Source organism: Marivirga sp. (assembly GCF_051117495.1).
Classification (GTDB): domain Bacteria; phylum Bacteroidota; class Bacteroidia; order Cytophagales; family Cyclobacteriaceae; genus Marivirga.
This window is the reverse complement of record NZ_JBNPEF010000009.1, coordinates 1-23,034: the sequence shown is the minus strand read 5'-3', so window position 1 is coordinate 23,034 and position 23,034 is coordinate 1. Positions and strand designations below refer to the sequence as shown.

Annotated in this window: 20 protein-coding genes; all 20 read left to right on the top strand. The window is 33.0% G+C overall.

Features of this window, described 5'->3' with window-relative positions:
• Positions 1–45: 45 nt before the first annotated feature.
• Positions 46–1,338: a sulfate adenylyltransferase subunit CysN gene (gene cysN / locus ACFE0M_RS05830; protein ID WP_434544808.1), complete on the top strand. Its 1,293-nt coding sequence runs from the start codon at positions 46–48 to the stop codon at positions 1,336–1,338.
• A gap of 471 nt (positions 1,339–1,809) precedes the next feature.
• The gene (tviB, locus tag ACFE0M_RS05825) at positions 1,810–3,093 is read left to right on the top strand and encodes a Vi polysaccharide biosynthesis UDP-N-acetylglucosamine C-6 dehydrogenase TviB (protein ID WP_434544807.1); all 1,284 of its coding nucleotides are present in this window, start codon (positions 1,810–1,812) and stop codon (positions 3,091–3,093) included.
• On the top strand, positions 3,094–4,392 hold the full coding sequence (locus ACFE0M_RS05820) for a UDP-glucose dehydrogenase family protein (protein ID WP_434544806.1): 1,299 nt from the start codon (positions 3,094–3,096) through the stop codon (positions 4,390–4,392).
• A gap of 8 nt (positions 4,393–4,400) precedes the next feature.
• Positions 4,401–5,462, top strand: coding sequence for a dTDP-glucose 4,6-dehydratase (gene rfbB, locus ACFE0M_RS05815; RefSeq protein WP_434544805.1), 1,062 nt, complete (start codon positions 4,401–4,403; stop codon positions 5,460–5,462).
• A 153-nt stretch (positions 5,463–5,615) separates the two neighbouring features.
• Positions 5,616–6,479, top strand: coding sequence for a glucose-1-phosphate thymidylyltransferase RfbA (rfbA, locus tag ACFE0M_RS05810; RefSeq protein WP_434544804.1), 864 nt, complete (start codon positions 5,616–5,618; stop codon positions 6,477–6,479).
• On the top strand, positions 6,476–7,027 hold the full coding sequence (rfbC, locus tag ACFE0M_RS05805; protein WP_434544803.1) for a dTDP-4-dehydrorhamnose 3,5-epimerase: 552 nt from the start codon (positions 6,476–6,478) through the stop codon (positions 7,025–7,027). The genes rfbA and rfbC overlap by 4 nt, the downstream gene beginning before the upstream one ends.
• Positions 7,017–8,027, top strand: coding sequence for a UDP-N-acetylglucosamine 4,6-dehydratase (inverting) (gene pseB, locus ACFE0M_RS05800; protein WP_434544802.1), 1,011 nt, complete (start codon positions 7,017–7,019; stop codon positions 8,025–8,027). Before rfbC ends, pseB begins: the two co-directional genes overlap by 11 nt.
• The gene (pseC, locus tag ACFE0M_RS05795) at positions 8,024–9,208 is read left to right on the top strand and encodes a UDP-4-amino-4,6-dideoxy-N-acetyl-beta-L-altrosamine transaminase (protein ID WP_434544801.1); all 1,185 of its coding nucleotides are present in this window, start codon (positions 8,024–8,026) and stop codon (positions 9,206–9,208) included. The genes pseB and pseC overlap by 4 nt, the downstream gene beginning before the upstream one ends.
• Entirely contained in the window at positions 9,205–9,888 is a 684-nt protein-coding gene (gene pseF, locus ACFE0M_RS05790) for a pseudaminic acid cytidylyltransferase (RefSeq protein WP_434544800.1), read from the top strand. The genes pseC and pseF overlap by 4 nt, the downstream gene beginning before the upstream one ends.
• The gene (locus ACFE0M_RS05785) at positions 9,875–10,885 is read left to right on the top strand and encodes a GNAT family N-acetyltransferase (RefSeq protein ID WP_434544799.1); all 1,011 of its coding nucleotides are present in this window, start codon (positions 9,875–9,877) and stop codon (positions 10,883–10,885) included. Before pseF ends, ACFE0M_RS05785 begins: the two co-directional genes overlap by 14 nt.
• Positions 10,882–11,907: a pseudaminic acid synthase gene (gene pseI / locus ACFE0M_RS05780; RefSeq protein WP_434544798.1), complete on the top strand. Its 1,026-nt coding sequence runs from the start codon at positions 10,882–10,884 to the stop codon at positions 11,905–11,907. Before ACFE0M_RS05785 ends, pseI begins: the two co-directional genes overlap by 4 nt.
• A 1-nt stretch (position 11,908) precedes the next feature.
• A complete protein-coding gene (locus ACFE0M_RS05775) occupies positions 11,909–12,997 on the top strand; it encodes a polysaccharide pyruvyl transferase family protein (protein ID WP_434544797.1) in 1,089 nt (362 codons plus the stop codon).
• A gap of 26 nt (positions 12,998–13,023) precedes the next feature.
• Complete coding sequence (locus ACFE0M_RS05770; RefSeq protein WP_434544796.1) at positions 13,024–14,010, top strand: glycosyltransferase family 52; 987 nt, start codon at positions 13,024–13,026, stop codon at positions 14,008–14,010.
• Position 14,011: 1 nt separating this feature from the next.
• Complete coding sequence (locus ACFE0M_RS05765) at positions 14,012–15,253, top strand: lipopolysaccharide biosynthesis protein (protein ID WP_434544795.1); 1,242 nt, start codon at positions 14,012–14,014, stop codon at positions 15,251–15,253.
• A gap of 72 nt (positions 15,254–15,325) precedes the next feature.
• Positions 15,326–16,522, top strand: a complete 1,197-nt coding sequence (locus tag ACFE0M_RS05760; protein WP_434544794.1) for an O-antigen ligase family protein — start codon at positions 15,326–15,328, stop codon at positions 16,520–16,522.
• A complete protein-coding gene (locus ACFE0M_RS05755) occupies positions 16,519–17,700 on the top strand; it encodes a glycosyltransferase (protein WP_434544793.1) in 1,182 nt (393 codons plus the stop codon). Before ACFE0M_RS05760 ends, ACFE0M_RS05755 begins: the two co-directional genes overlap by 4 nt.
• Entirely contained in the window at positions 17,697–19,457 is a 1,761-nt protein-coding gene (locus ACFE0M_RS05750) for an O-antigen ligase family protein (protein WP_434544792.1), read from the top strand. The genes ACFE0M_RS05755 and ACFE0M_RS05750 overlap by 4 nt, the downstream gene beginning before the upstream one ends.
• 277 nt (positions 19,458–19,734) lie before the next feature.
• On the top strand, positions 19,735–20,559 hold the full coding sequence (locus tag ACFE0M_RS05745) for a glycosyltransferase family 2 protein (protein ID WP_434544791.1): 825 nt from the start codon (positions 19,735–19,737) through the stop codon (positions 20,557–20,559).
• 6 nt (positions 20,560–20,565) lie between these two features.
• On the top strand, positions 20,566–21,531 hold the full coding sequence (locus ACFE0M_RS05740; protein WP_434544790.1) for an NAD-dependent epimerase/dehydratase family protein: 966 nt from the start codon (positions 20,566–20,568) through the stop codon (positions 21,529–21,531).
• Between the two features lie 153 nt (positions 21,532–21,684).
• On the top strand, positions 21,685–22,770 hold the full coding sequence (locus ACFE0M_RS05735) for a glycosyltransferase family 4 protein (protein ID WP_434544789.1): 1,086 nt from the start codon (positions 21,685–21,687) through the stop codon (positions 22,768–22,770).
• Positions 22,771–23,034: the final 264 nt, after the last annotated feature.

Genomic DNA, 23,034 nt, shown 5'->3' with positions numbered 1-23,034 from the left:
TTTTTTTAGTCTCAAGTTTCATATTTCAACTTTAAAGAAAAATATATGCGCGACACAGAAGAATACAACAAGACAGATACTGCCGGTTATTTAGATATGGACTTATTGCGTTTCTCCACTGCAGGCAGTGTGGATGACGGAAAAAGTACCTTAATTGGTCGTTTGATGTACGATACGAAATCAATCTTTGAAGATCAGATTGAAGCCGTGGAAAAGTCAAGTAAAAACCGTGGTGATGAACACGTTAACCTGGCCCTCTTGACGGATGGTTTGAAAGCTGAGCGTGAGCAAGGAATTACCATTGATGTAGCTTATCGATATTTTGCAACCCCTAAACGAAAATTCATAATAGCCGATACTCCAGGCCATGTTCAATACACCCGAAATATGGTGACAGGAGCTTCTAACGTAAATTTGGCCATTATTTTGATAGATGCCAGGAAAGGCGTAATTGAGCAAACGAAAAGACACTCTTTCATTGCATCCCTTTTGCAAATCAAGCATGTGATTGTTTGTATAAACAAAATGGACTTGGTGGATTATAAGGAAGAAGTCTTTGAGCAAATTAAAAAGGATTACTTAAGCTTCGATGCCAAGTTAGAAATTCCGGATATCCGATTTATCCCTATTTCGGCCTTAAATGGTGATAATGTAGTGGATAAATCTGAAAATATGGATTGGTACAAAGGCCCGTCTTTACTCTGGACTTTGGAAAATGTTCAGGTGGCATCTGATAGAGATTTAATAGATGGAAGATTTCCTGTTCAGTGGGTGATTCGTCCACAGTCCAACGAATACCATGATTTCCGAGGCTATGCTGGTTTGGTAAGCGGAGGTATTTTCCGTAAAGGAGAAGAAGTGGTGGTTTTACCATCAGGCTTCACATCCAAAATTAAATCCATTGAAACTATGGATGGAGAATTGCAAGAAGCATTTCCCCCTATGTCAGTGGCCATGACTTTAGAAGATGATATTGACATCAGCCGAGGAGATATGTTGGCCAAAGTCAATAATCAACCCACTAAAGGCCAGGATATAGAATTAATGGTTTGTTGGTTGAATGTTGATCCATTGAAGTTAGGTGGAAAATATACCATTAAGCATACTACCAATGAGACCAGAGCGATCATCAAAGAAGTGAAGTATAAAGTAAATGTCAATACTTTAGAAAAGAATGAGGAAGACAAGACTGTTGGAGCAAATGACATTGCGAGGATCACTTTGAAAACGGCCAAACCATTATTGTATGATGCATACCGCAAAAATAGAAATACCGGTTCCTTAATCATCATAGATGAATTCAGCCAACAAACGGTGGGAGCTGGGATGATAATTTAAATTCATTAGGTTCATGCCAAGCAAGTAAATCTTGGCATGAACCTATTATTATCTTATTGGATTTAATCAACATAACACTGGATTTTCATATAGCGATGCTTAATGCATTGCCTTCCACAAGCTAGTTAGTCAGCTTCCGGCTGATTTCTTTTGTATCAAGTCCTCGAAGTACTATAGACCGGACTTCAAGGGATTTAACAATAAGTTTACTTAGCGAAAGCTCTGTCTGCCTTTTTACCGAAAGGCAAGTTGGCGTTTCCCGACTAAAGTGCAGGACAGATTATACGAGAGTTTTTCAACAGCCTTTGGCTGTGCTTTTGTTTTCTTTTGATTCTTTGTGGTGATTTTATCAGCCTTCGCCTGTCCTCAGTGCAACCCTGTGGTAAAAACCCATTTCATTTTTCCAATCCAACTTTCATTTTTCCAATACATTCAAGATAAAAAGCACATTCACTTCCTAAGTAATCAAAAATGACTAATTTTGCATTTCATTTGGATTATAGTATGAAAAAAATTGCAGTAATTGGTTTGGGTTATGTGGGTTTACCACTGGCCGCAGAATTCGGAAAGAAAAGACCTACAATAGGCTTTGATATCAATCAAAAGCGAATTAGTGAGCTTTCTAATGGATTTGACCATACTTTAGAAGTAGATTCAAATGAGTTAAAAGAAGCCAATCAATTATCTTATACTTCTGAACTAAATGATTTAACAGAAGCTCAGATTTACATAGTTACGGTTCCTACTCCTATAAATGAATACAAGCAGCCAGATTTAACTCCTTTGAAGATGGCTTCTGCCACTGTTGGCAAGACCCTAAAAAAGGGAGATATTGTAATTTATGAATCTACGGTTTACCCAGGTTGTACGGAAGATGATTGCGTGCCCATTTTAGAAAAAGAAAGTGGCTTAAAATTCAATCAGGATTTCTTTTGTGGTTATTCACCGGAAAGAATTAATCCAGGAGATAAAGAGCACCGATTACCGACTATTAAAAAAGTAACTTCAGGGAGTACACCAGAAATTGCAGAAGAGGTAGATCAATTATATAAAGAAATTATTACCGCTGGCACTCATAAAGCAGCCACTATCAAAGTAGCAGAAGCAGCAAAAGTAATTGAGAACTCACAGCGAGATTTGAATATTGCTTTCGTAAATGAGTTGGCTTTGATTTTTGATAAAATGGGTATTGACACTGCTGATGTATTAGAAGCAGCCGGTACTAAATGGAATTTCTTACCGTTTAAACCAGGCTTAGTTGGTGGACATTGCATAGGAGTTGATCCTTATTATTTAACCCACAAAGCAGAATCATTAGGATATCATCCACAAGTTATCTTATCAGGAAGAAGGATTAATGACAATATGGGTGCTCATGTGGCCAGTTCAGTAGTAAAATTGATGGCACAAAAAGGCTCAGTCATTAAAGGCTCAAAAGCTTTAGTTATGGGCATTACTTTTAAAGAAAATTGCCCCGATATCCGAAACAGCAAAGTAATTGACGTTATCAAAGAACTTGAGTCTTACGGGATAGTAGTAGAAACTTACGACCCACAAGCAGATAAAGAAGAGGTTAAACTTGAGTACGGAGTTGATTTAATTGAAAACCCAGGCTCAGATTATAACGCTATTGTCTTAGCAGTTTCACATAAAGAATTTAAAGATTTCAACTTATCCAACCATTTAAACAGTAATGGAGTCAGTTATGACATAAAAGGATTTTTTGAGAGAGGTAAAGCAGATAAAAGATTGTAAATGAAAATAGCAGTAGTAGGTACAGGTTATGTAGGATTAGTAACAGGAACATGTTTTGCGGAGACCGGCAATCATGTTACTTGTGTGGATATAGATGAAGTAAAAGTTAAAAAATTGCAGTCAGGAAAAGTAACTATTTACGAGCCTGGTCTTGAAGTAATCTTTGAAAGAAATGTAAAGCAAAATAGACTGGATTTCACCACTAATCTTAAAGAAGGAATTAAGGGAGCCGAGGTAATTTTCTTGGCTTTGCCGACTCCTCCAGGTGGAGATGGTGCAGCAGATTTGAGATTTGTTCTTAAGGTAGCAGATGATCTAGGACACATATTGGAAAATTATGCTGTAGTGGTTGATAAAAGTACTGTCCCTGTAGGAACTGCAGATAAAGTGCATGCCGCTATCTCAAAAAATGCCAAAGTAGATTTTGATGTAGTCTCTAATCCAGAATTCTTGAGAGAAGGAGTTGCAGTGGAAGATTTCATGAAGCCTGATAGGGTGGTGATCGGTACCCAATCTCCTAAGGCAACCAAAATCATGGAAAGATTATATGCTCCCTTGGTACGTCAAGGAAATCCTGTCATTTTTATGGATGAGAAGTCAGCTGAGTTGACTAAGTACGCAGCCAATTCATTTTTAGCTACCAAGATTACTTTCATGAATGAGATCGCTAATCTATGTGAAAAACTGGGAGCAAATGTAGATATGGTGCGTAAGGGAATCGGAACTGATACAAGAATTGGAAAAAGATTCCTTTTTGCAGGGATCGGATATGGTGGTAGCTGTTTTCCAAAGGATGTTCAGGCTTTGGCAAAATCCGCCAAGGATGTTAACTATGATTTCAAGATATTGAATGCGGTAATGGATGTGAACACTATCCAAAAAACGCGTTTGATGGATAACTTAAATGGTTATTTCAAAAATGATTTAAAAGGCAAGACTATTGCGATGTGGGGATTGGCTTTTAAACCGAATACAGATGATATAAGAGAAGCGCCAGCTTTGTATAATATAGACGCTTTGATAGAAGCAGGAGCCAAAGTTCAAGCCTACGACCCTGAAGCTATGGAAAATGTGAAAGATCAGATAGGTGATAAAATCACTTATGCCGATAATCCAAATGATGCTTTAAAAGGAGCAGATGCTTTGATGATTATGACGGAATGGCCTGTATTCAGAACACCTGACTTCAATGAAATTAAAAAGGAATTAAAAGACCCTTTGATTCTGGACGGAAGAAATTTATATGATTTAGAGCAGATGAAGGAATTGGGTCTCACTTATTTTAGCATAGGAAGATAATTGTTAGTATGAAACACAAAACTATCTTAATTACCGGAGGAGCTGGCTTCATTGGCTCCCATGTTGTACAATTATTTGTGAACCATTATCCTGAATACAAAATTGTTAATCTAGATTCATTAACCTATGCAGGAAACCTAGAAAACCTTAAGGATATAGAAGGTAATCCAAACTACATATTTGAAAAAGGAGATATAACGGATGAAGCATTAATCTTTAATCTCTTTGAAAGATACGACTTCGATGGAGTGATACATCTAGCTGCAGAATCTCATGTGGACAGATCGATCAGCAACCCACTTGAATTTTTGAAAACCAATATATTCGGAACGGTAATATTGCTGAATGCAGCAAAAGAAAGTTGGAAAGATAATTTTGAAGGCAAGCGCTTTTACCATGTTTCCACTGATGAAGTATATGGTTCTGTTGATGATGGAGGATTTTTTACAGAAGAAACTTCTTACGATCCGCAATCTCCATATTCAGCATCCAAAGCTGGTTCCGATCATTTTGTTAGGGCTTATGCTAATACTTATGGATTACCAATCGTAATCAGTAATTGTTCTAATAATTACGGACCCAATCAGTTTCCTGAAAAATTAATACCGCTTTTCATCAATAACATCAGAAATAATAAGCCTTTACCCGTTTATGGAAAAGGAGAGAATATAAGAGATTGGCTTTATGTAATCGATCATGCTACAGCCATTGATCTGGTTTATCATAAAGGGAAAAATAAAGAGACTTATAATATTGGTGGTTTTAATGAATGGAAAAACCTAGACCTGATAAAGGTAATGTGTAAGACAATGGATGAAAAGCTGGGCAGGGAAGAAGGAACTTCCGAGAAGCTGATTACCTATGTTAAAGATCGAGCAGGTCATGATTTGAGATATGCCATTGATGCTAATAAAATAATGAATGATCTGGGCTGGAAACCAAGTCTTCAGTTTGAAGAAGGTATCTCCAAAACCATTGATTGGTACTTAGAAAACGAAGAGTGGTTGAAGAACGTCACTTCAGGCGCTTACCAGCAATATTATGATGAAATGTATGAAAAGAGAGACTAGAAATAGGCTCTAAAATCTAAAAAACATTAAAAATGAAATGAGCATAAATTTAGAATCCTTATTATACTTAATCAAAGGATGAATAAATTTATAGCGAATTCCATAGCTTGTCCCGGGAAAACGGGATGGCAATAAAAATTTAATAAGATACACATGAAAGGAATAATATTAGCAGGTGGATCTGGAACAAGATTACATCCCTTAACAATTGCATTAAGCAAACAACTCATGCCGGTTTATGATAAACCCATGATTTATTATCCACTTTCAACACTGATGTTGGCTGGGATTAAAGATATATTAATTATCTCAACTCCTGAACACACTGGGCTTTTCAAACAATTATTGGGCGATGGATCACAATTAGGTTGTAATTTTGAGTATGCCGTTCAGGAAAAACCAGAAGGTTTAGCACAAGCTTTTATAATAGGAGAAGATTTTGTTGGGAACGATGATGTAGCACTTATTTTAGGAGATAATATATTTTATGGCTCTGGCATGTCCACTTTATTGCAATCCAATAGTAAGCCGGAAGGTGGAATAGTATATGCTTATCATGTACATGATCCTGAGCGTTATGGAGTAGTAGAATTCAATGAGGAAGGCAAAGCTATTTCCATTGAAGAGAAGCCTGAAAACCCAAAATCGTCTTTTGCGGTGCCAGGGATATATTTTTATGACAATAGAGTGATTGATATTGCTAAAAATATTAAACCAAGTCATAGAGGTGAACTGGAAATCACGGATGTGAATAAAAAATACCTAGAGGAAGGAAAACTAAAAGTAAGTGTATTGAACAGAGGAACTGCTTGGTTAGATACGGGTACTTTTTCATCCTTAATGCAAGCATCTGAATTTGTGAGAGTAATTGAAGAGAGACAAGGCTTGAAAATAGGTTGTATTGAAGAGGTAGCTTTCCGTATGGGCTTTATTAATAAGGCACAATTACAAAAACTAGCAGAGCCTTTAGTTAAAAGTGGTTATGGGGAATATTTGAATAATATTATCAAATTATGAAAGTAGAAGAAACTAAGTTGAAGGATTGTTTTATCCTCGAACCAACTGTATTTGCAGATGAAAGAGGCTATTTTTATGAGAGTTTTAATAAAATCACATTTAAAGAAAAAACTGGTTTAGATATAGATTTTGTACAAGACAATCAGTCAAGTTCCAAATATGGAACTCTACGAGGGCTTCATTTTCAAAAAGGTGAACATGCACAGGCTAAGTTAGTAAGGGTTCTTAAAGGAGAGGTACTTGATGTGGCAGTTGATCTTAGACCAGAAAGCGATACATATGGTGAACACATTTCAGTGAAACTTAATGCTGAGAATAAGAAGCAATTTTTTGTACCTCGAGGCTTCGCACATGGTTTCGTTGTCTTGAGTGAAGAAGCTGATTTTTTTTACAAATGTGACAACTATTATAATAAGGAAGCAGAAGGGGGAATTATTTATTATGATAAAGACCTCAATATTGATTGGATAATAGACAAGAAGGATTTAATTGTATCAGAAAAAGACTTAAATTTACATCACTTTGAAATAAATAAAAATGTTGAATAATAAAGCAGTCTTAATAACGGGCGGAACTGGCTCACTAGGAAAAGCATTAACAAAGCATATCTTTCAAAATTATCCTAATGTAAAAAGGGTAGTTATTTTTTCGAGAGATGAGCAGAAGCAATTTCATATGGCTCAGGAATATCCTCATAATGAATTCCCTCAGATAAGATTTTTTATTGGGGATGTAAGAGATGGAGAAAGATTAAGAAGGGCTATGCAAGGTATTGATTATGTGATACATGCCGCTGCTATGAAGCATGTACCGATTGCAGAATACAATCCCGATGAATGTATCAAAACCAATGTGAATGGAGCACAAAATGTGATTGATGCTTGTTTTGCCACAAAAGTGGAACGAGTGGTAGCTCTATCAACAGATAAAGCATGCGCACCTATCAATCTTTACGGTGCTACTAAATTAACTTCTGATAAGCTTTTTATTGCTGCAAACAATATTAAAGGAGATAACCCTATTAAGTTCTCTGTAGTTAGATATGGGAATGTTATGGGATCTAATGGATCTGTAATTCCCTTCTTTTTAAACAAAAAGAAAGATGGAGTATTACCAATTACAGATCCCGACATGACGCGTTTTAACATCTCCCTTCAAGGGGGAGTAGATATGGTAATGCATGCATTAGAACATGCTTGGGGAGGTGAATTATTCGTCCCTAAAATCCCTTCTTATAAAATTACTGATGTTGCTGAAGCTATTGGGCCTGAATGCGATAAACCAGAAGTAGGGATCAGACCTGGAGAAAAGGTGCATGAAGAAATGATAACATCTTCTGATTCATATTACACTTATGATTTGGGAAAATATTACACCATTTTACCAGCAACTCATAAATGGAAATTAGAAGATTATATTAAACAATTTAATGCCGAAAAGGTAGAAAAAGGTTTTCAATATAATTCTGGAGAGAACACGGAGTGGGAAACTGTTGAAAGTTTACGAACCCTAATTAAAGAACATGTAGACCCTTCTTTTGAAGTATGAACCAACAAATAATTCCATACGGAAAGCAAAACATTACAGAGACTGATATTCAGGCAGTAGTGGAAACCTTGCAATCGGATTATCTTACCCAAGGTCCTAAAATTAAGGAATTTGAAGGTGCTTTCGCTCAATATGTAGGATCTAAATATGCAGTTGCCGTTGCTAATGGAACAGCAGCCCTACATTTAAATTGCCTAGCTTTAAATGTAAAAGAAGGCGATAAAGTGATTACCACTCCAATTACTTTTGCCGCCTCTGCCAATTGTATCAGATATTGTGGTGGTGAAGTAGTTTTCGTTGACATTGATCCCGAAACCTATTTGCTGGATATAAACAAAGTAAGAGGGCTGCTCGAAGCTTCACCAAAAGGGACTTTTAAAGGAATCATTCCGGTAGATTTTGCAGGTAGAGCAGTAGATTTGGAAGATTTTAGAAAATTGGCAGATGAATACAACCTTTGGATAATTGAAGACTCATGTCACTCACCAGGAGGGTATTTTACCGATAGTCATGGACAAAAGCAAAACTGCGGCAATGGTAAATTTGCTGATTTAGCCATTTTCTCATTTCATCCCGTTAAACATATTGCGGCTGGAGAGGGAGGAATGATCACCACTAATGATGTTGATTTGTATGAAAAATTGTTAAAGCTCAGAACTCACGGGATTACAAAAGACGAAGGCTCTTATGAAAATTCTATTGACTTTGCAGGGGGAGATGTCGCTTATCCTGCGTGGTATATGGAAATGCAGGAACTAGGTTACAATTATCGTTTGACAGATTTTCAGGCAGCTTTAGGCTTAAGTCAGTTAAAACGAGCTGATGAAGGATTAGAAAGAAGAAGGGAAATTGCTAAAAAGTATTTTGAAGCATTTAAAGGAAAACAATTTATTAAAGGTCAGTCTGGCATAGAAGAAGGCCATGCCTATCATTTATACGTAATTGAAGTGGAAGATAGACTGGGACTTTACAACCATTTGAGAGAGAATAAAATATTTGCACAAATTCATTATATCCCTACTCATTTAATGCCGTATTACAGACAGTTCGGGTGGAAAGATGGTGATATGCCTCAAGCAGAAACTTATTATAAGCATTGCATCAGCTTGCCGATGTTTCCGACCTTGTCTGATGAAGATCAGGGTGTTGTAATAAATAAAATTACTGAATTTTATAAATGAGCACTTTATGCATCATACCGGCAAGAGGTGGAAGCAAAAGAATTCCCAGAAAAAATATCAAGGAATTTTTAGGTAAGCCTATTATCGCTTATTCTATTGAAACTGCTTTGCAATCGGGTCTATTTGATGAAGTGATGGTTTCAACTGATGATGCTGAAATAGGTGAAATTGCTGAAAAGTACGGTGCCCGCGTACCTTTTCTTCGCTCCACTGAAAATGCTGATGATTTTGCTACTACTGCAAATGTACTGATGGAAGTGTTAGATGGATATAAGAATAAAGGGAAAGAGTTTGAATACGCATGTTGCATCTACCCCACAGCTCCTTTGATTAAGGCAGAGAAACTAAAAATGGGTTTTGATAAATTGAAGAATGAGCATTTCAATACAGTTTTTCCCTCAGTAGAATTTTCCTATCCTATTTGGAGAGGCCTTAAAAAGACTTCCAATGAAGGATTTGAAATGGTTTGGCCTGAGAACTTAAACAAAAGATCTCAGGATTTAGAAGCCGTTTATCATGATGCAGGACAGTGGTACTGGTTGAATCTTGAAAGCTTTAAAAAAGAGCAAAAATTATTTGGAGATAACACCTCTTGCATTGTTTTAGAAGCAACGGAAGTGCAAGATATTGACAACCTGGTAGATTGGAAATTGGCAGAATTGAAGTATGAGCTCTTATAAGGTTTTATCACAGCAAAAATTTGAATCTGATGGCTATGCAATTGTGCCCATAAGAATGGAAGACCGCCATGCCATTATGCAATGGCGCAATGAGCAAATCTACCACCTTCGACAGGAGAAACCACTCACTAAAGAAGCACAGGATAATTATTTTAATGAAGTAGTAGCCAAATTATTTAAACAGGGACAGCCAGAGCAAATACTGTTTTCGTATTTGAAAGATGGAGAATGCATAGGATATGGTGGCTTGGTGCATATTAACTGGATAGACAAAAATGCTGAGATATCTTTTATAATGAAGACCTCATTGGAAGAAGAGCAATTCGAATTTCATTGGATAACCTATTTGAGCCTGATTGAAAAAGTAGCTTTTGAGGAATTAAAATTACATAAAATTTTCACCTATGCTTTTGACCTTAGACCAAGGCTCTACATTTCACTTGAAAAGAGCGGGTTTAGAAAGGAGGCTCAGCTAAGCGAGCATAGTTTATTTGATGGGAAGTATATTGATGTGTTAATTCATGCGAAGTATAAAAATAACCTTTTGCTGAGAGAAGCTACATTGTGTGACTTAGACATCACCTATCAATGGGCAAATGATAATACAGTTAGGGCTTATGCCTATAATCAAAATAAAATATCAAAAGAAGCCCATTCGGAATGGTTTACTAATAAGTTGAAGTCTGATGATTGTAAATATTTCATTTTAGAAGAAAATTATCATCAGGCCGGTTCTATCCGCTTTGATATAGAAAATGACCAGCAGACTGCTAAAATCAGTTATTTGGTAGACCCTAAATTTGTAGGGAAAGGGTATGGAACTTTTTTGATGGAAAAAGGTGTAGCTAAATTAATAAACAGCAATGCTAGTGTGGCTTCTGTTTACGGCCATGTATTGAAAGAAAACCTTGCTTCCATTAAAATATTTGAAAAGTTAGGGTATAAAATCACATCTGAGAGTGATTCTGAATTAAAATTTGAAAAGAAACTAAAGTGAAAATTCAAAATAGAGAAATAGGAAACAATCAGCCTGTATTTATCATAGCGGAACTTTCAGCTAATCATAATGGCAGCTTGGATACTGCATTAGAAACTATAAGGGCTGCTAAAAGGGCAGGTGCGGATTGTATTAAGTTGCAAACTTATACTGCGGATACTATAACAATTGATTCGAGAAAAGATGATTTTCTTATAAAAGGAACTATATGGGAAGGTAAAAACTTATATGATTTGTATAAGGAAGCCTTTACTCCTTGGGAATGGCATGAAGCATTATTTAAAGCAGCAGAAGAAGAAGGACTTATTTGTTTTTCTTCTCCTTTTGATAAAACTTCAGTAGACTTTTTAGAACGTCTAAATACGCCTGCCTATAAAATCGCTTCCTTTGAAATTACAGATATTCCCTTAATAGAATATGTTGCATCTAAGGGTAGACCAGTTATTATATCTACTGGTATTGCTGAAATGGAAGACATTGAATTGGCATTGGACGCTTGTAGAAGAATGGGGAACGAGGATATTGCCATGCTTAAATGCACCTCAAGTTATCCAGCTCCAATAGAGGAAGCCAATATGGTGATGGTAAAAGATCTTGCAGAACGATATGGTGTTATTTCAGGACTTTCGGATCATACTTTGGGGAACACAGTACCAATTGTAGCGACCTGTTTTGGTGCAAAAATAATAGAAAAACATTTTATTTTAGATCATTCAGTGGGTGGACCTGATGCTTCTTTTTCAATGGATGAAAAAGAATTTACTGAAATGGTGAAGGCTGTTAGAGAAACAGAAAAAGCTATTGGGAAAGTAGATTATACACTGACTGAAAAGCAGAAAAAAGGCAAAGATTTCTCTCGCTCTTTGTATGTAGTAAAAGATATTAAGAAGGGGGAGAAATTTACTGAAGAAAATGTAAAAAGCATTCGCCCTGGATTTGGAATGCATCCTAAGCATTACAAAGACATTATTGGGAAAGAAGCATCTAAGAATTTTGAAAAAGGCAATAGGTTTGAATTCTAATATGAAAAAGTATACAATTATTTCAACTTTCCCAGCAGAAGGCACGCAAAATATTGGTGATGCCCTAATTACGGAAGCAACAAAGGCTATTTTAAAACGGGTAAAAGGGGAAAATATAACATTCGATGTAATTTGGCGAGCAGATAGTTGGAAAAACGTTAAAGACCAAGTTTTAAAATCTGAATGTGTAATTTTCGCATGCCTAGCTATAAGAGAGAACATGGATACTATTACTTATCCTTTCATTAATCAAATAATAGACTCTAATATTCCGTATGGCATTTTGTCTGCTGGGACCAGTTTAAACACCAATAGGTTGAAATGGCCTCTGAAATTAGAGAGTGATTCTTCATTGTTTCTCAAAAAATTGTATGATAATGCTATTTTTTTCTCAACTAGAGGAATTCTAACTCAGCAATTTTGTCTTGACAACGATTTAAAAGGTTGCGTTTTTACGGGAGATGTTGCATTTTTTGACAGTAGATTCGAAAAAAGAAAATTCTCAATTAACAACAACATTAAAAAGATCGTCATTTCAGATCCTCATTATTCTAAATTTTATATGAAAGGGTTTGATCACCTAATTAAGAATTTGAGAAATATTTTTCCAGGGTCATCTATTTCCGTTCACATCCACGGAATTAATAAAGAGGTAGTTAATTATTGTGTTAAAAATGAGATAAATCATCATTTGATTTATCAAAATGTTGGGTCGGGCTTGGATCTCTATGATGAATACGATCTACATGTCGGTTTTAGGGTACATGGACATGTTTCAATGTTAAAAAGAAGAAAGCCATCGTATTTATTAGAACAGGATGGAAGAGGTCATGACTATGGATTAAGCATAAATCTCAATTCTTCTTACCCTTGTTTTAACCCTGTAATGAATCAATCTAGTATTATAAATAAGTTGTCTTCAAAAATATTTCCAAATAAGGTAAATAATAAGCATATCTATTCAGTTAATATTATTTCTGAAATAATTAAAGAGGATAAGAAAGAGAATTTTATCAAGTTCCTTGGTTTTGAAAGACAGATCAAAGGATTTATTGATAAATTACATACAGAAATAACTAAATTACCTTAGCATTTAATTTAAATATTTTTAAGCGGATGAATATTTTCTTTGTTTCCTCACCTTTACAACTAATAAATGCAACTGAAGCAAGATATTTCTATAAAATTGAAGCAAATTCCAGTTTGCTAATTATTTTGGACTTTTATGGGAAAAATAACAAAGAACAAGTATTTAATGTTTTAAAGAATTTTGAATGGCCTAACAAAATGATATTTTCTTATGTTCCTTCTAAAAATAGGTTCAAGTTATTATTCAAGATAAAAGAAGTAATAAATTCATTGAGGTTAAAGACTTATGATAAGCTTTTTATAGGAGATTATTACGCTTATGAAATAAGAGCTGTGGTTAATAAAATAAGGTTCGATGAGCTATGTATTTTTGATGATGGAAATGCATCTATTCTGGTATTAGAAAATCTTCAAAAGGGAATAAAAGAGAAGTTTGGGATTAGGTATTTTTTGTATAAATCTTTTGGTCTAAATGTGAATCAACTTAAAAAATTTAGATTGTTTTCTGCATATTCTCATACAGTAAATTCGGATACTAACCCCAATATTGTAATAGATAAAAATAATTATTCTTTACTGAAATCGAGTGTTCCTGCGAAATCTAAAGCTGATGAAATCATTATTCTTGGGGTGAAATTTGTAGAAGCTAATTTTGTTACTTTTGACGAGTATGTATTTAAGTTAAAGGCAATGATTTCCGATTTAAAAAAAAGATTTAATGGAGAGGTTGTTTATATACCCCATAGACATGAAGATAAAAATAAAGTTATTTCACTTCAAGAGATATTAGGCCTCAAAATAAGGGATGTTAATTATTCAATAGAAATTTATTTAATTAACGAAGATTTTCCGCAAGTCGTAGCAACTTTCTTTAGTTCCGCGTTATTTAATTTAAATCTGATTTTTGGCCATGAAATACCTCTCATTTCATATTATATAGATATAAATGTTGATATTCCTTCAAGTTATAGCGAATATCGGAAACTGGGTATTGAGGTAGTAGATGCCTATTAAGATGAAGAATATTAAAAGCACATTTTTACTTCTTTTCGGAAATATATTTTCACAAGGTCTTCCTTTTCTACTTCAACCATTTTTGACTAGAGTTTTAAGTCCTGAAGATTATGGTTACATATTTATTTTTCAATTAATTGCAGTTGTACTAGTACCCATTACACATTTATCTTACTCAATTTGTTTAGAGAAATCATATTTTGATTTCTCTGAACATAAACTTAAACTACTAAGAAGTACTGCATTATTGACATCTTTTGTACTTAGCATTCTATGGTTCGCTATCATTTTTTTCACTATAGAAGTGCTAAAAGTCGATTTTACCATACCCCCAAAATATGTTTATTTAGGGTGTGCTTTTAGTTTGCTGGAAACGTTTTTCGTTTACGGAATGAGTCATTTTAAAATTAGGGAGAAGTTTAAAAGCTTAGTATTCTTACAAATTATATTGGTAATAATTGACTTCTCTCTGACTTTAGTTTTTATATTAATTTTGGAGTTAGGCTGGGAAGGTAGAGTTTATGCAAAACTGATTGCCTGGGCTCTTTTGGTGACTTTTATAATTATATATTTCTATTCAAAAAATTTATTTGAATTTAAATTGAACAAAGAGTCATTTACTTATCTTAATAAATTCTCATTACCCCTAGTCCCACATGCGTTAAATACAGTAATAATAGCTGTTTCAGATAGATTTTTTTTATCCTGGTTAGAAAGTCCTAAGGCACTTGGACTTTATTCAGTGGGTTACCAGTGGGGATTGATAATCACAACTGTGGGACTTGCAATAAATAAAGTTTGGATTTCGACTGCTTATAAAAGATTAAATTTAAACACACATGAGTCTTCTTCTGGATTTGTTAAGGATTTTTACATTTACTCTGCATTTATAATGCTGCTGGCAATCTCCTTGGCGCTATCTTCCGATTTTTTAATTAAATTATTGTTAGGAGGAGAGTTTCATAGTGCAAGTACTTTTGTTAACTTTACAAGTTTCGCCTACGCATTTAACAGTATATATTTATTATTAACCCCTATTTACTATGTTGCTTCAAAAAACAAAGTTTTATTAAAAATATCAATGTCAGTAGCTTTAATAAATATTATCTTAAATTATTTTCTCATCTCTTTAAACGGAGCAATTGGAGCTGCTCAAGCCACTTTAATAAGCTTTAGCTTGAAATTCTTTCTTACTTGGATGATTGCTATAAAAATAAATAAAATGCCTTGGCGCTTGAATTAATTAAAGTCTTGCTTTTTAATTTACTATTGAAGAGTTATCCTAATAAAATAGATATATTATTATATTTAATAAATGATAAAAATCAGTCAGATTAATCCTCGATTTTCAATAATAAACATTTATTTTGTTTACTATGTCTTACTGGAATTTTTTATTTCAAGTGGTAAATGGGATAAATTTTCAGTATTATATTTTGCCATGGTTCTCCCTATTCTAGCTTTTATCGTCTTTTCACTAAAAAGTGTTTTGAAATGGCAGTTTAGCAAATCAAGTGTGTTTTTGATACTGATTTTGGTATGTGTTGCTCCAGTTACTATTTTGAGAGCTGACTTAGCCACAATTTATAATCTATGTTTATTCGTGATTCCAGTTATAAGTATTCTTGAAACAAATTCAAGGATAAACATCAGGCTAATTAATACACTTTTTATTTTGTCAATAATATTTGGCATAGTTTTATATCATTTAGAAATTAACCGATTTGGCTATATTCCTTTTATCCATTCTGTAGGTGGTTTAGAACCTGATTGGAAGATATCAATTTTCCCAAGAACTCCAGCATCTGGTTTTTTCGCTTTATTTATTGTCATTTTAAACTACTACTTTAATTCTAAAAGAAGCAGATTTATCTTATATTTTTTAGGCTTTTACTTTATGTTGTTTAGTGGACTTAGATCAACATTATTACTATTCAGTGTTTTTGCGTCCTTTGAATTGTTTTCCAAGTTTGTTAAGTTCAAAGCAAGACGAACATATTTACTTCTCGGTTTAATATATGTTTTCGTGGCGTTATTTACTGTCAGTGGTTCAAGCCTCATCCAGTTAGTTCAAAAAACAGATAATAAATTTGTTAAATCATTGTTGGCAAAATCAACATTTACAAATATAAGTGAAGTAGAGGGGCAGGAAAATTATAGGGCTTGGTTATGGGGTGTTCATTTCAATATCTATAAAGAGAATTTGCTTTTTGGAGTTGGTTCATATGATATAAAGGATTACGAACAAAAGGATGCGTATGGGAAGACTGATTTCGAAGGCTCTGAATCATTTGTCACAAGATGGCTTGCTAGAATTGGCTTGCCTATAATTTTTTTATTTCTATTGTTATATAAAATATATATGGATGGAATGTTAGAAAAAAACAAGTATAAGTACATTTTGCCAATTTTATTAACCTTGATTCTTTTTACTTACGGAAGCTTTATGATGCCATATAACTTCATGTATTTCCTGATATTTGGAACCATTAATAATAAAAATTACATATGAAAATTTTTATAGTTGCCCATAATATTAATAGCGCAGGAATAACTTCGCAAACAAATAATTTATTAAGAGAATTAGAAAGCAGGGAAGATCTTTCTTGTAAAATAGTATTGCCAGATCATTCTGGATTTTCAGAAACTAATAACCTTGAAAAAAAAGGGCTATCAATAGTTAAAGTTCCATATCCAAAAAATAGATTTTTAAGATTAGTCTTGAGGATTATTTATGATTTTTTACTTATTCCGGGATTGATTATTGCATATAATCCAAAAGCAGTTTTAGCAATAGCCAATTACATGCCAACGCCTGTTTTTTTTAGAAAAAAAATAATCCTAATAAGGCATCCTTATTTACTAAAAAAAGATTTATCCAAGAATCTTCCCCTGTTTCAAAGGATGAAGGAGCAAGCGACAAGATTACTTTTAAAATTAACCTTAACTACAACGGACTTGGTTATTGTTCAAAGCCAATATATGAAGGACAGTTTTCAACAGGCATTTAATAATAAAACACCAATAATAGAACTACCAAATCCACTCAGTAGATCATTTGTGGATAAAGAAAGACCAAAAGAACATCAAAAATCATACGAAGAAGGATATAAGTACTTGTTTTATCCAAGTAGATTCTACCCCCATAAAAATCATCTGTTTATAAATAATATAATAGATAAGTATTCAGAGGAGTTAAAGACCCTTAAAATAAAAATAATAGTTACTTTAGGAGGAGAATCTCTGATTTATCTCTCAGGCTACGAAAAAGAACTTTACAACAAAATAACAATAACCTATGAAAAAGAACCCTTCAACAATATTATCATGAATATTGGAGAAGTCAGTCAAACAGAATTGATTAAATATTATCAAAAGTCTTCAGCACTTTTTTTCCCTTCTTCTGAAGAAACATTTGGCAATGGACTTATTGAGGGAATGTTTTTCAAACTTCCCATTTTGGTTCCTAAATTGGACTACGCTATGACTATATGTGGAAATGCTGGAGTTTATTTCGAACCTGATAATGTAGATTCAGCTTTTGTTTCAATAAAAAAAATAGTGTCTGACAGAGATTTCTCGGTAGCGCATTCAATTTTAAGTGAAAAAAGATTTTCTAAATTTATCTTAACAAATGAATGGATTGATATTTTAGTTAATAAGATCAATTCACTCAGTTCTAAGCAATGACTCTGAAAAAAGGAATAATCTTATTTTTTTGTACGTTAGTACTTTGGCTTTTTATTGACAAAGTAATCAATAATAATTTCAATGATTTAGTAAATGTTGAAATTACGTATTATACAGAACATGAACCTATAAAATTTTCGCTCTATTATTCTTCTTCAGAATTATTTAAAAGAGATCTTTTCCTTCGAAAAAACTCTGAATTATTAGCAAAAAATAAGTATAAAGTTATCTTTGAATTAAAGCCTTATAATATAAATTATATAAGAATAGACACAGAATTTGAAAAATTTAATTCTGAGATAACTATAAATGAAGTTACCCTAAAGGCAAAAGAAAACACCATTAAACTAAACGGAAGTGAAATCTCAGAATTTGTTGATGAATCAAACGATATTAAATATGAATTACTTAACTCAGGGGTAAGGGTAATACCTACAGCTCCAGTTGAATTTGCAGATTTCTTTATTACTCTATCCCCTTTAGAAGAAATTAGACACTGGTACTTTGGAGGAATTACTAAAAATCTTTTTTTAAATCTCATTATGATAGGCCTAATATTAATCATAGTTTTTAAGCAGATAAGGTCATCAGAAAATTTATATTGGCTTTTAATATCGAGCTTTTTTTTCACTTCACTTTTCTTTAATAGACCTCTGGTAATTGCCTCTATTATATCATTTATTATCGTCTGCTTAATATATATTGCACAAAATGGCAAAAAAGCTTCGGTTAGTAAAGATTATTTTGTGATCTCATCGATTTTAACATTGTATGCTGGTTATATAATTATATCGTTTGATTTAACTTTATTTAAGTTATTGGAGTATCAATTTTCTTTAATTCTTTTTCCTTTTATTTTCAATTATTTAAAGCTCTGTAAATACGATGTTTTTCGTATTAATCTGATATTTGTAAATATTTCCAAAGTAATTATTTTAATTATTTCCCTATCTATTGGTTTATTAATAATGGAAACAAACCTAAGTTTGATAGACATCATCAAAAATTCATCAAACTTATCAAAATCTATTTTTGGGTGGCTTGATAATCCAATCCATCCTTCTTTTTTTAGTTATACTCTTTTTATTGGGTTTCTTTTGATGATATGGAATTCATACGAAAGATATAATATTAGTAGTTCACAATTCAATTTGGTGATTTGGATATTTTTTTACTTTTTATTAATGATTATAATTGGATCTAGAGTTTCTTTGTTACTGACGTGTGTATTAATTCTATTTATCCTTGTCAAAAGGTACAAAATTAATATTTTCTGTCTTTCCAAAATTCAATTAGTATTAATAATCTTATTAATTGGAGCCTTATTTCACCTTTTATTATATAATTTAATTCTTGAAAATTTAGATTTCACAAGGTATCATCTGTGGAAATTAAGTCTGGAACTTATTTGGCAAAATCCATGGATGGGAATAGAGTATGGGCAATTTGGAGACTATTATAGAGAATATTTATTTACTAATAAGTTTAACTCTAATAAAATATATGGGCATCCACATAATCAATTTTTATATATAGGATTAAATTTTGGATTACCTATTTTAGTTTTATTTATATTTATATTAGGGCTAACCATATATAAATCAATTAGACTGAAAAATAGCTTGCTATTTTTCTTTTTAATTGGGTCTTTAGTTTTTATGTCTTTTGATCTACTTCTAAATTCTTTAAAAGGTGTTGTTCCATTTGCTTTTTACTACTCATTTATTTTATGGGATAATTACGAAACACGTATATAAAACAAGTATTTTTACAATTAATTTACAGTCGATATTAATTACTTATACATTATTCCTAAATTTGAAAAATATTATTTCTAATGTAGAAAGCAGGTCAGTAGTGAAACTTGTCTCTAATAGATAGAAGTAAATAGGATGGAAAAGATTTTTTATCCTCTATTTTAAGATATGAATTCTTGAACAATGTAATTGAATGTGGTCGAAGTACTCTTTGATGATAAAAAATTCAAGTGTTTTACCTACTAATGCAAACTTATAATTACATAAATTAAGCACGATGATTTCAGGTATTAAATATGATATAACTGCTTCTATTGTTTTATATAAAAATGATCTAAAAACTTTACGATTAACTGTTGAGAGTTTTTTAGATACAGATTTAACGGTAAGGTTATATCTAATTGACAATTCTCCATCTGACGAATTAAAAGATTTTTTTAGCAGTGATGACAGAATAGAATATATTTTTAATAACGAGAACCGAGGGTTTGGGAAGGCTCATAATCAGATTCTCCTAAAGTCTCCTCAATTATCTAATTATCATCTGGTGTTAAATCCAGATGTTTACTTCGAAGGTTCTATTTTAAAAGAGATTTTTTATTTCATGGAAAGGGAAAAATCAGTCGGTCAGTTAATGCCTAAAATATTATATCCAGATGGATCCATTCAATATTTGTGTAAGCCTTTACCTAGACCTATTGATTTAATTTCAAGATTTATAATACCTTTTGATACTGATAGTAAGAAAAATTTCGAGTTAAGGTTTTTCAATTATAACAGGGCAGCAAATATTCCTTATCTTTCAGGATGTTTCATGTTTTTAAGGTCTTCAGTTATAGAAGAGATTGGAGGATTTGACGAAAATATTTTTATGTATTTGGAGGACGGTGATTTATCAAGAAGAATTCACATGAAATATAAAACATTGTTTTATCCAAAAGTTGAGGTTGTTCACGAACATAATAAAGAGTCATTTCGAAGCCGTAAACTTATGCTGATTCACATTAATTCTGTCATTTATTATTTTAACAAGTATGGTTGGTTTTTTGATAAAACTAGAAAAAAGATAAATACAAGATTATTTAAGGAATTAAAAAAATAGAACAACATGGAAAATATTCTTATTACTGGAGGTTCGGGCTTTATTGGTTCTTATTTCAATGAAAAATTGAATGTTAATATAATCAATTTCGATTTGCGAAAGCCAATCCATCCTACTAACAATAAATACGTCAAGGGTGATGTTTGTGATTTTAAAGCCTTAAATAGTGTTGTAAAAGAATATAATGTAAATACTATTATCCATTTGGCTGCAGCTCACCATGATTTTGGGATTTCTAAAGAGGAATACTTTGAGGTTAATGAGACTGGGACAGAAAACATTTGCAAAGTAGCTGAAGAAAATGATATAAAGAAAATTGTATTTTACTCATCAGTTGCTGTTTACGGAGATAATAAAGAGCCATCAACTGAGGAAAGGGCTCCTGAACCCTCAAATCATTATGGAGCCTCTAAGCTTGCTGGAGAAGCAAAATTAAAGAGTTGGTCAGAAAAGGAAGGTAATCAAGCAATAGTAATTAGACCTTGTTTAGTTTATGGCCCACGTAACACTGCTAATATGTATAATCTTATTAAGCAGATTGATTCAGGAAAGTTTTTTAATGTTGGTAAAGGAGATAATGTGAAATCAATATGCTTTGTAGAAAATATAGTTGAAGCGACTATTCATTTATTAAACACATTGAATAGAACTGGCTACAATTTTTACAATTATGCTGATTCCCCCCAGTTGACCTCAAAAGAAACAGCTAATTATATTTCTGAATGTTTAGGAAAAAAGAAACCTTTTAGTGTGCCTAAAACTTTGCTACAAATCGGAGCTATTCCATTTGATATTCTTATTAAAGTAACTGGTAAAAACCTACCGGTCTCTTCTGCAAGGGTAAATAAATTCGCTACTGAAACATATCATAAAGCAGAAAAGATTTTAGAAACGGGTTTCTCTCCTAAATTTGACAATTATCAAGGTTTGAAAAAAATGGTAGACTGGTATAACTCTAATAATGGAAAATAGCTTTTTAATTATTTAAACTAAGACTACTTATAAAACCCCCAAACAAAAAATTAGATAATTCCCCAAAACCCTTTAAATTTGTTGACTTGTTAATGGCTGATGACCAAATTGATTGGGCTCAAGCTAAAATTGTAGATTTATCAAATTTTAAACATGCCCCAAACCCTAGCTAGTTTAATTACTTCATTTATTCTAACCTTTTTGGTTACCCCCTTGGTTATTGGCTTTTTCAAAAAGCGTAATATCATGGATAAGCCAGGAGGTAGGAAGATACACACAGGTGATACTCCATCTATGGGTGGCATAGCTATTTTCATGGGCATGATCATAGCGCTTTTAATTTGGATGCCTTTACCAGGTTTACAGCGCTTTAAATTCTTCTATGGCGCAATGGGAATTATGTTTGTGGTGGGCCTAAGGGATGATTTAGTGCCTGTAAGGCCAACAGTTAAATTAGCGGCACAGCTTTTATCATCTTGTATGGTGATTTTCTTAATGGATATTAAACTCAATTCATTCTATGGATTGTTGATGATCGAGGAATTGCCTTATATCATAAGTTTCTTTTTTTCCTTATTTACTTTAATTGTCATCACCAATTCCTATAATCTAATAGATGGTCTGGATGGTCTGGCCAGTAGTATTGGAATCATAGCCTTTTTCTTTTTTGGCATCTATTTCTTTTTGGTTGGGCAAACCTACTATTCCATGGTTTGCTTTGCCTTCATAGGGGCTTTAATAGCTTTCTTGAATTTTAACTGGGAACCATCCCGTATTTTTATGGGAGATACGGGAGCTTTATTAATTGGTTTTGCTTTAGCAGTGGCTACAATCAAGTTTATTGATTATAACCACTATTTACCGGAAGAAACTCCATTTAAACTGAAATCTTCGGTTGCAGTGGGGATTTCAGTGATTATTATTCCGCTTTTCGATACATTAAGGGTATTTATCTCAAGGGCCATGAAAAAAAAGTCCCCGTTTTCACCTGATAAAACGCATTTACATCATATCTTAATGCGTTTGGGTTTTAGTCATTCGGGTACAACTCTTATTATGATAGCCACTAATATTGCGATTATCTGTATTGCATTAGCTTTGGATTTCCTTGGTGATAATATATTAGTGCCGCTTATAATTGGCCTTTGCCTATTGCTCAGCTTAATGCTAGATGAGATTTTAAGGGCCAATATCAGAAGAAAGAAGAAGGCACTGACAAAAAGCTTTAGAAGAGATTAGAGTATTATCAAGAAGCTAGTATTGAGTATCGAGATTCAGATTGATTTCTAAATTATATTTTGCGGTTTTTATTTTTACTACTATATAGCAAAACTTGTACGTAGGCGTATAAAGACGCTTGAAAAGTCTCGCGGAGTCGCAGAGATTCTGTGTTGAGAACCAAATAATTTTTTATTAAATTTACTATTAGGAAAACAAATCAAGAGCGGACTTGATCCAGCTCGGTTAGGGCGGCCTCTCGGGGCTGCTCTAATAAAAATTTAT

Excerpts from the sequence above, each read along its gene's own strand:
- ACFE0M_RS05750 (WP_434544792.1), top strand. The coding sequence starts at position 17,697 with ATGACTCTGAAAAAAGGAATAATCTTATTTTTTTGTACGTTAGTACTT.
- rfbA (WP_434544804.1), top strand. The coding sequence starts at position 5,616 with ATGAAAGGAATAATATTAGCAGGTGGATCTGGAACAAGATTACATCCC.
- ACFE0M_RS05785 (WP_434544799.1), top strand. The coding sequence starts at position 9,875 with ATGAGCTCTTATAAGGTTTTATCACAGCAAAAATTTGAATCTGATGGC.
- ACFE0M_RS05745 (WP_434544791.1), top strand. The coding sequence starts at position 19,735 with ATGATTTCAGGTATTAAATATGATATAACTGCTTCTATTGTTTTATAT.
- tviB (WP_434544807.1), top strand. The coding sequence starts at position 1,810 with ATGACTAATTTTGCATTTCATTTGGATTATAGTATGAAAAAAATTGCA.
- ACFE0M_RS05740 (WP_434544790.1), top strand. The coding sequence starts at position 20,566 with ATGGAAAATATTCTTATTACTGGAGGTTCGGGCTTTATTGGTTCTTAT.
- ACFE0M_RS05820 (WP_434544806.1), top strand. The coding sequence starts at position 3,094 with ATGAAAATAGCAGTAGTAGGTACAGGTTATGTAGGATTAGTAACAGGA.
- ACFE0M_RS05735 (WP_434544789.1), top strand. The coding sequence starts at position 21,685 with ATGCCCCAAACCCTAGCTAGTTTAATTACTTCATTTATTCTAACCTTT.
- ACFE0M_RS05765 (WP_434544795.1), top strand. The coding sequence starts at position 14,012 with ATGAAGAATATTAAAAGCACATTTTTACTTCTTTTCGGAAATATATTT.
- ACFE0M_RS05775 (WP_434544797.1), top strand. The coding sequence starts at position 11,909 with ATGAAAAAGTATACAATTATTTCAACTTTCCCAGCAGAAGGCACGCAA.
- rfbC (WP_434544803.1), top strand. The coding sequence starts at position 6,476 with ATGAAAGTAGAAGAAACTAAGTTGAAGGATTGTTTTATCCTCGAACCA.
- ACFE0M_RS05760 (WP_434544794.1), top strand. The coding sequence starts at position 15,326 with ATGATAAAAATCAGTCAGATTAATCCTCGATTTTCAATAATAAACATT.
- ACFE0M_RS05755 (WP_434544793.1), top strand. The coding sequence starts at position 16,519 with ATGAAAATTTTTATAGTTGCCCATAATATTAATAGCGCAGGAATAACT.
- pseC (WP_434544801.1), top strand. The coding sequence starts at position 8,024 with ATGAACCAACAAATAATTCCATACGGAAAGCAAAACATTACAGAGACT.
- rfbB (WP_434544805.1), top strand. The coding sequence starts at position 4,401 with ATGAAACACAAAACTATCTTAATTACCGGAGGAGCTGGCTTCATTGGC.
- cysN (WP_434544808.1), top strand. The coding sequence starts at position 46 with ATGCGCGACACAGAAGAATACAACAAGACAGATACTGCCGGTTATTTA.
- pseB (WP_434544802.1), top strand. The coding sequence starts at position 7,017 with ATGTTGAATAATAAAGCAGTCTTAATAACGGGCGGAACTGGCTCACTA.
- pseF (WP_434544800.1), top strand. The coding sequence starts at position 9,205 with ATGAGCACTTTATGCATCATACCGGCAAGAGGTGGAAGCAAAAGAATT.
- ACFE0M_RS05770 (WP_434544796.1), top strand. The coding sequence starts at position 13,024 with ATGAATATTTTCTTTGTTTCCTCACCTTTACAACTAATAAATGCAACT.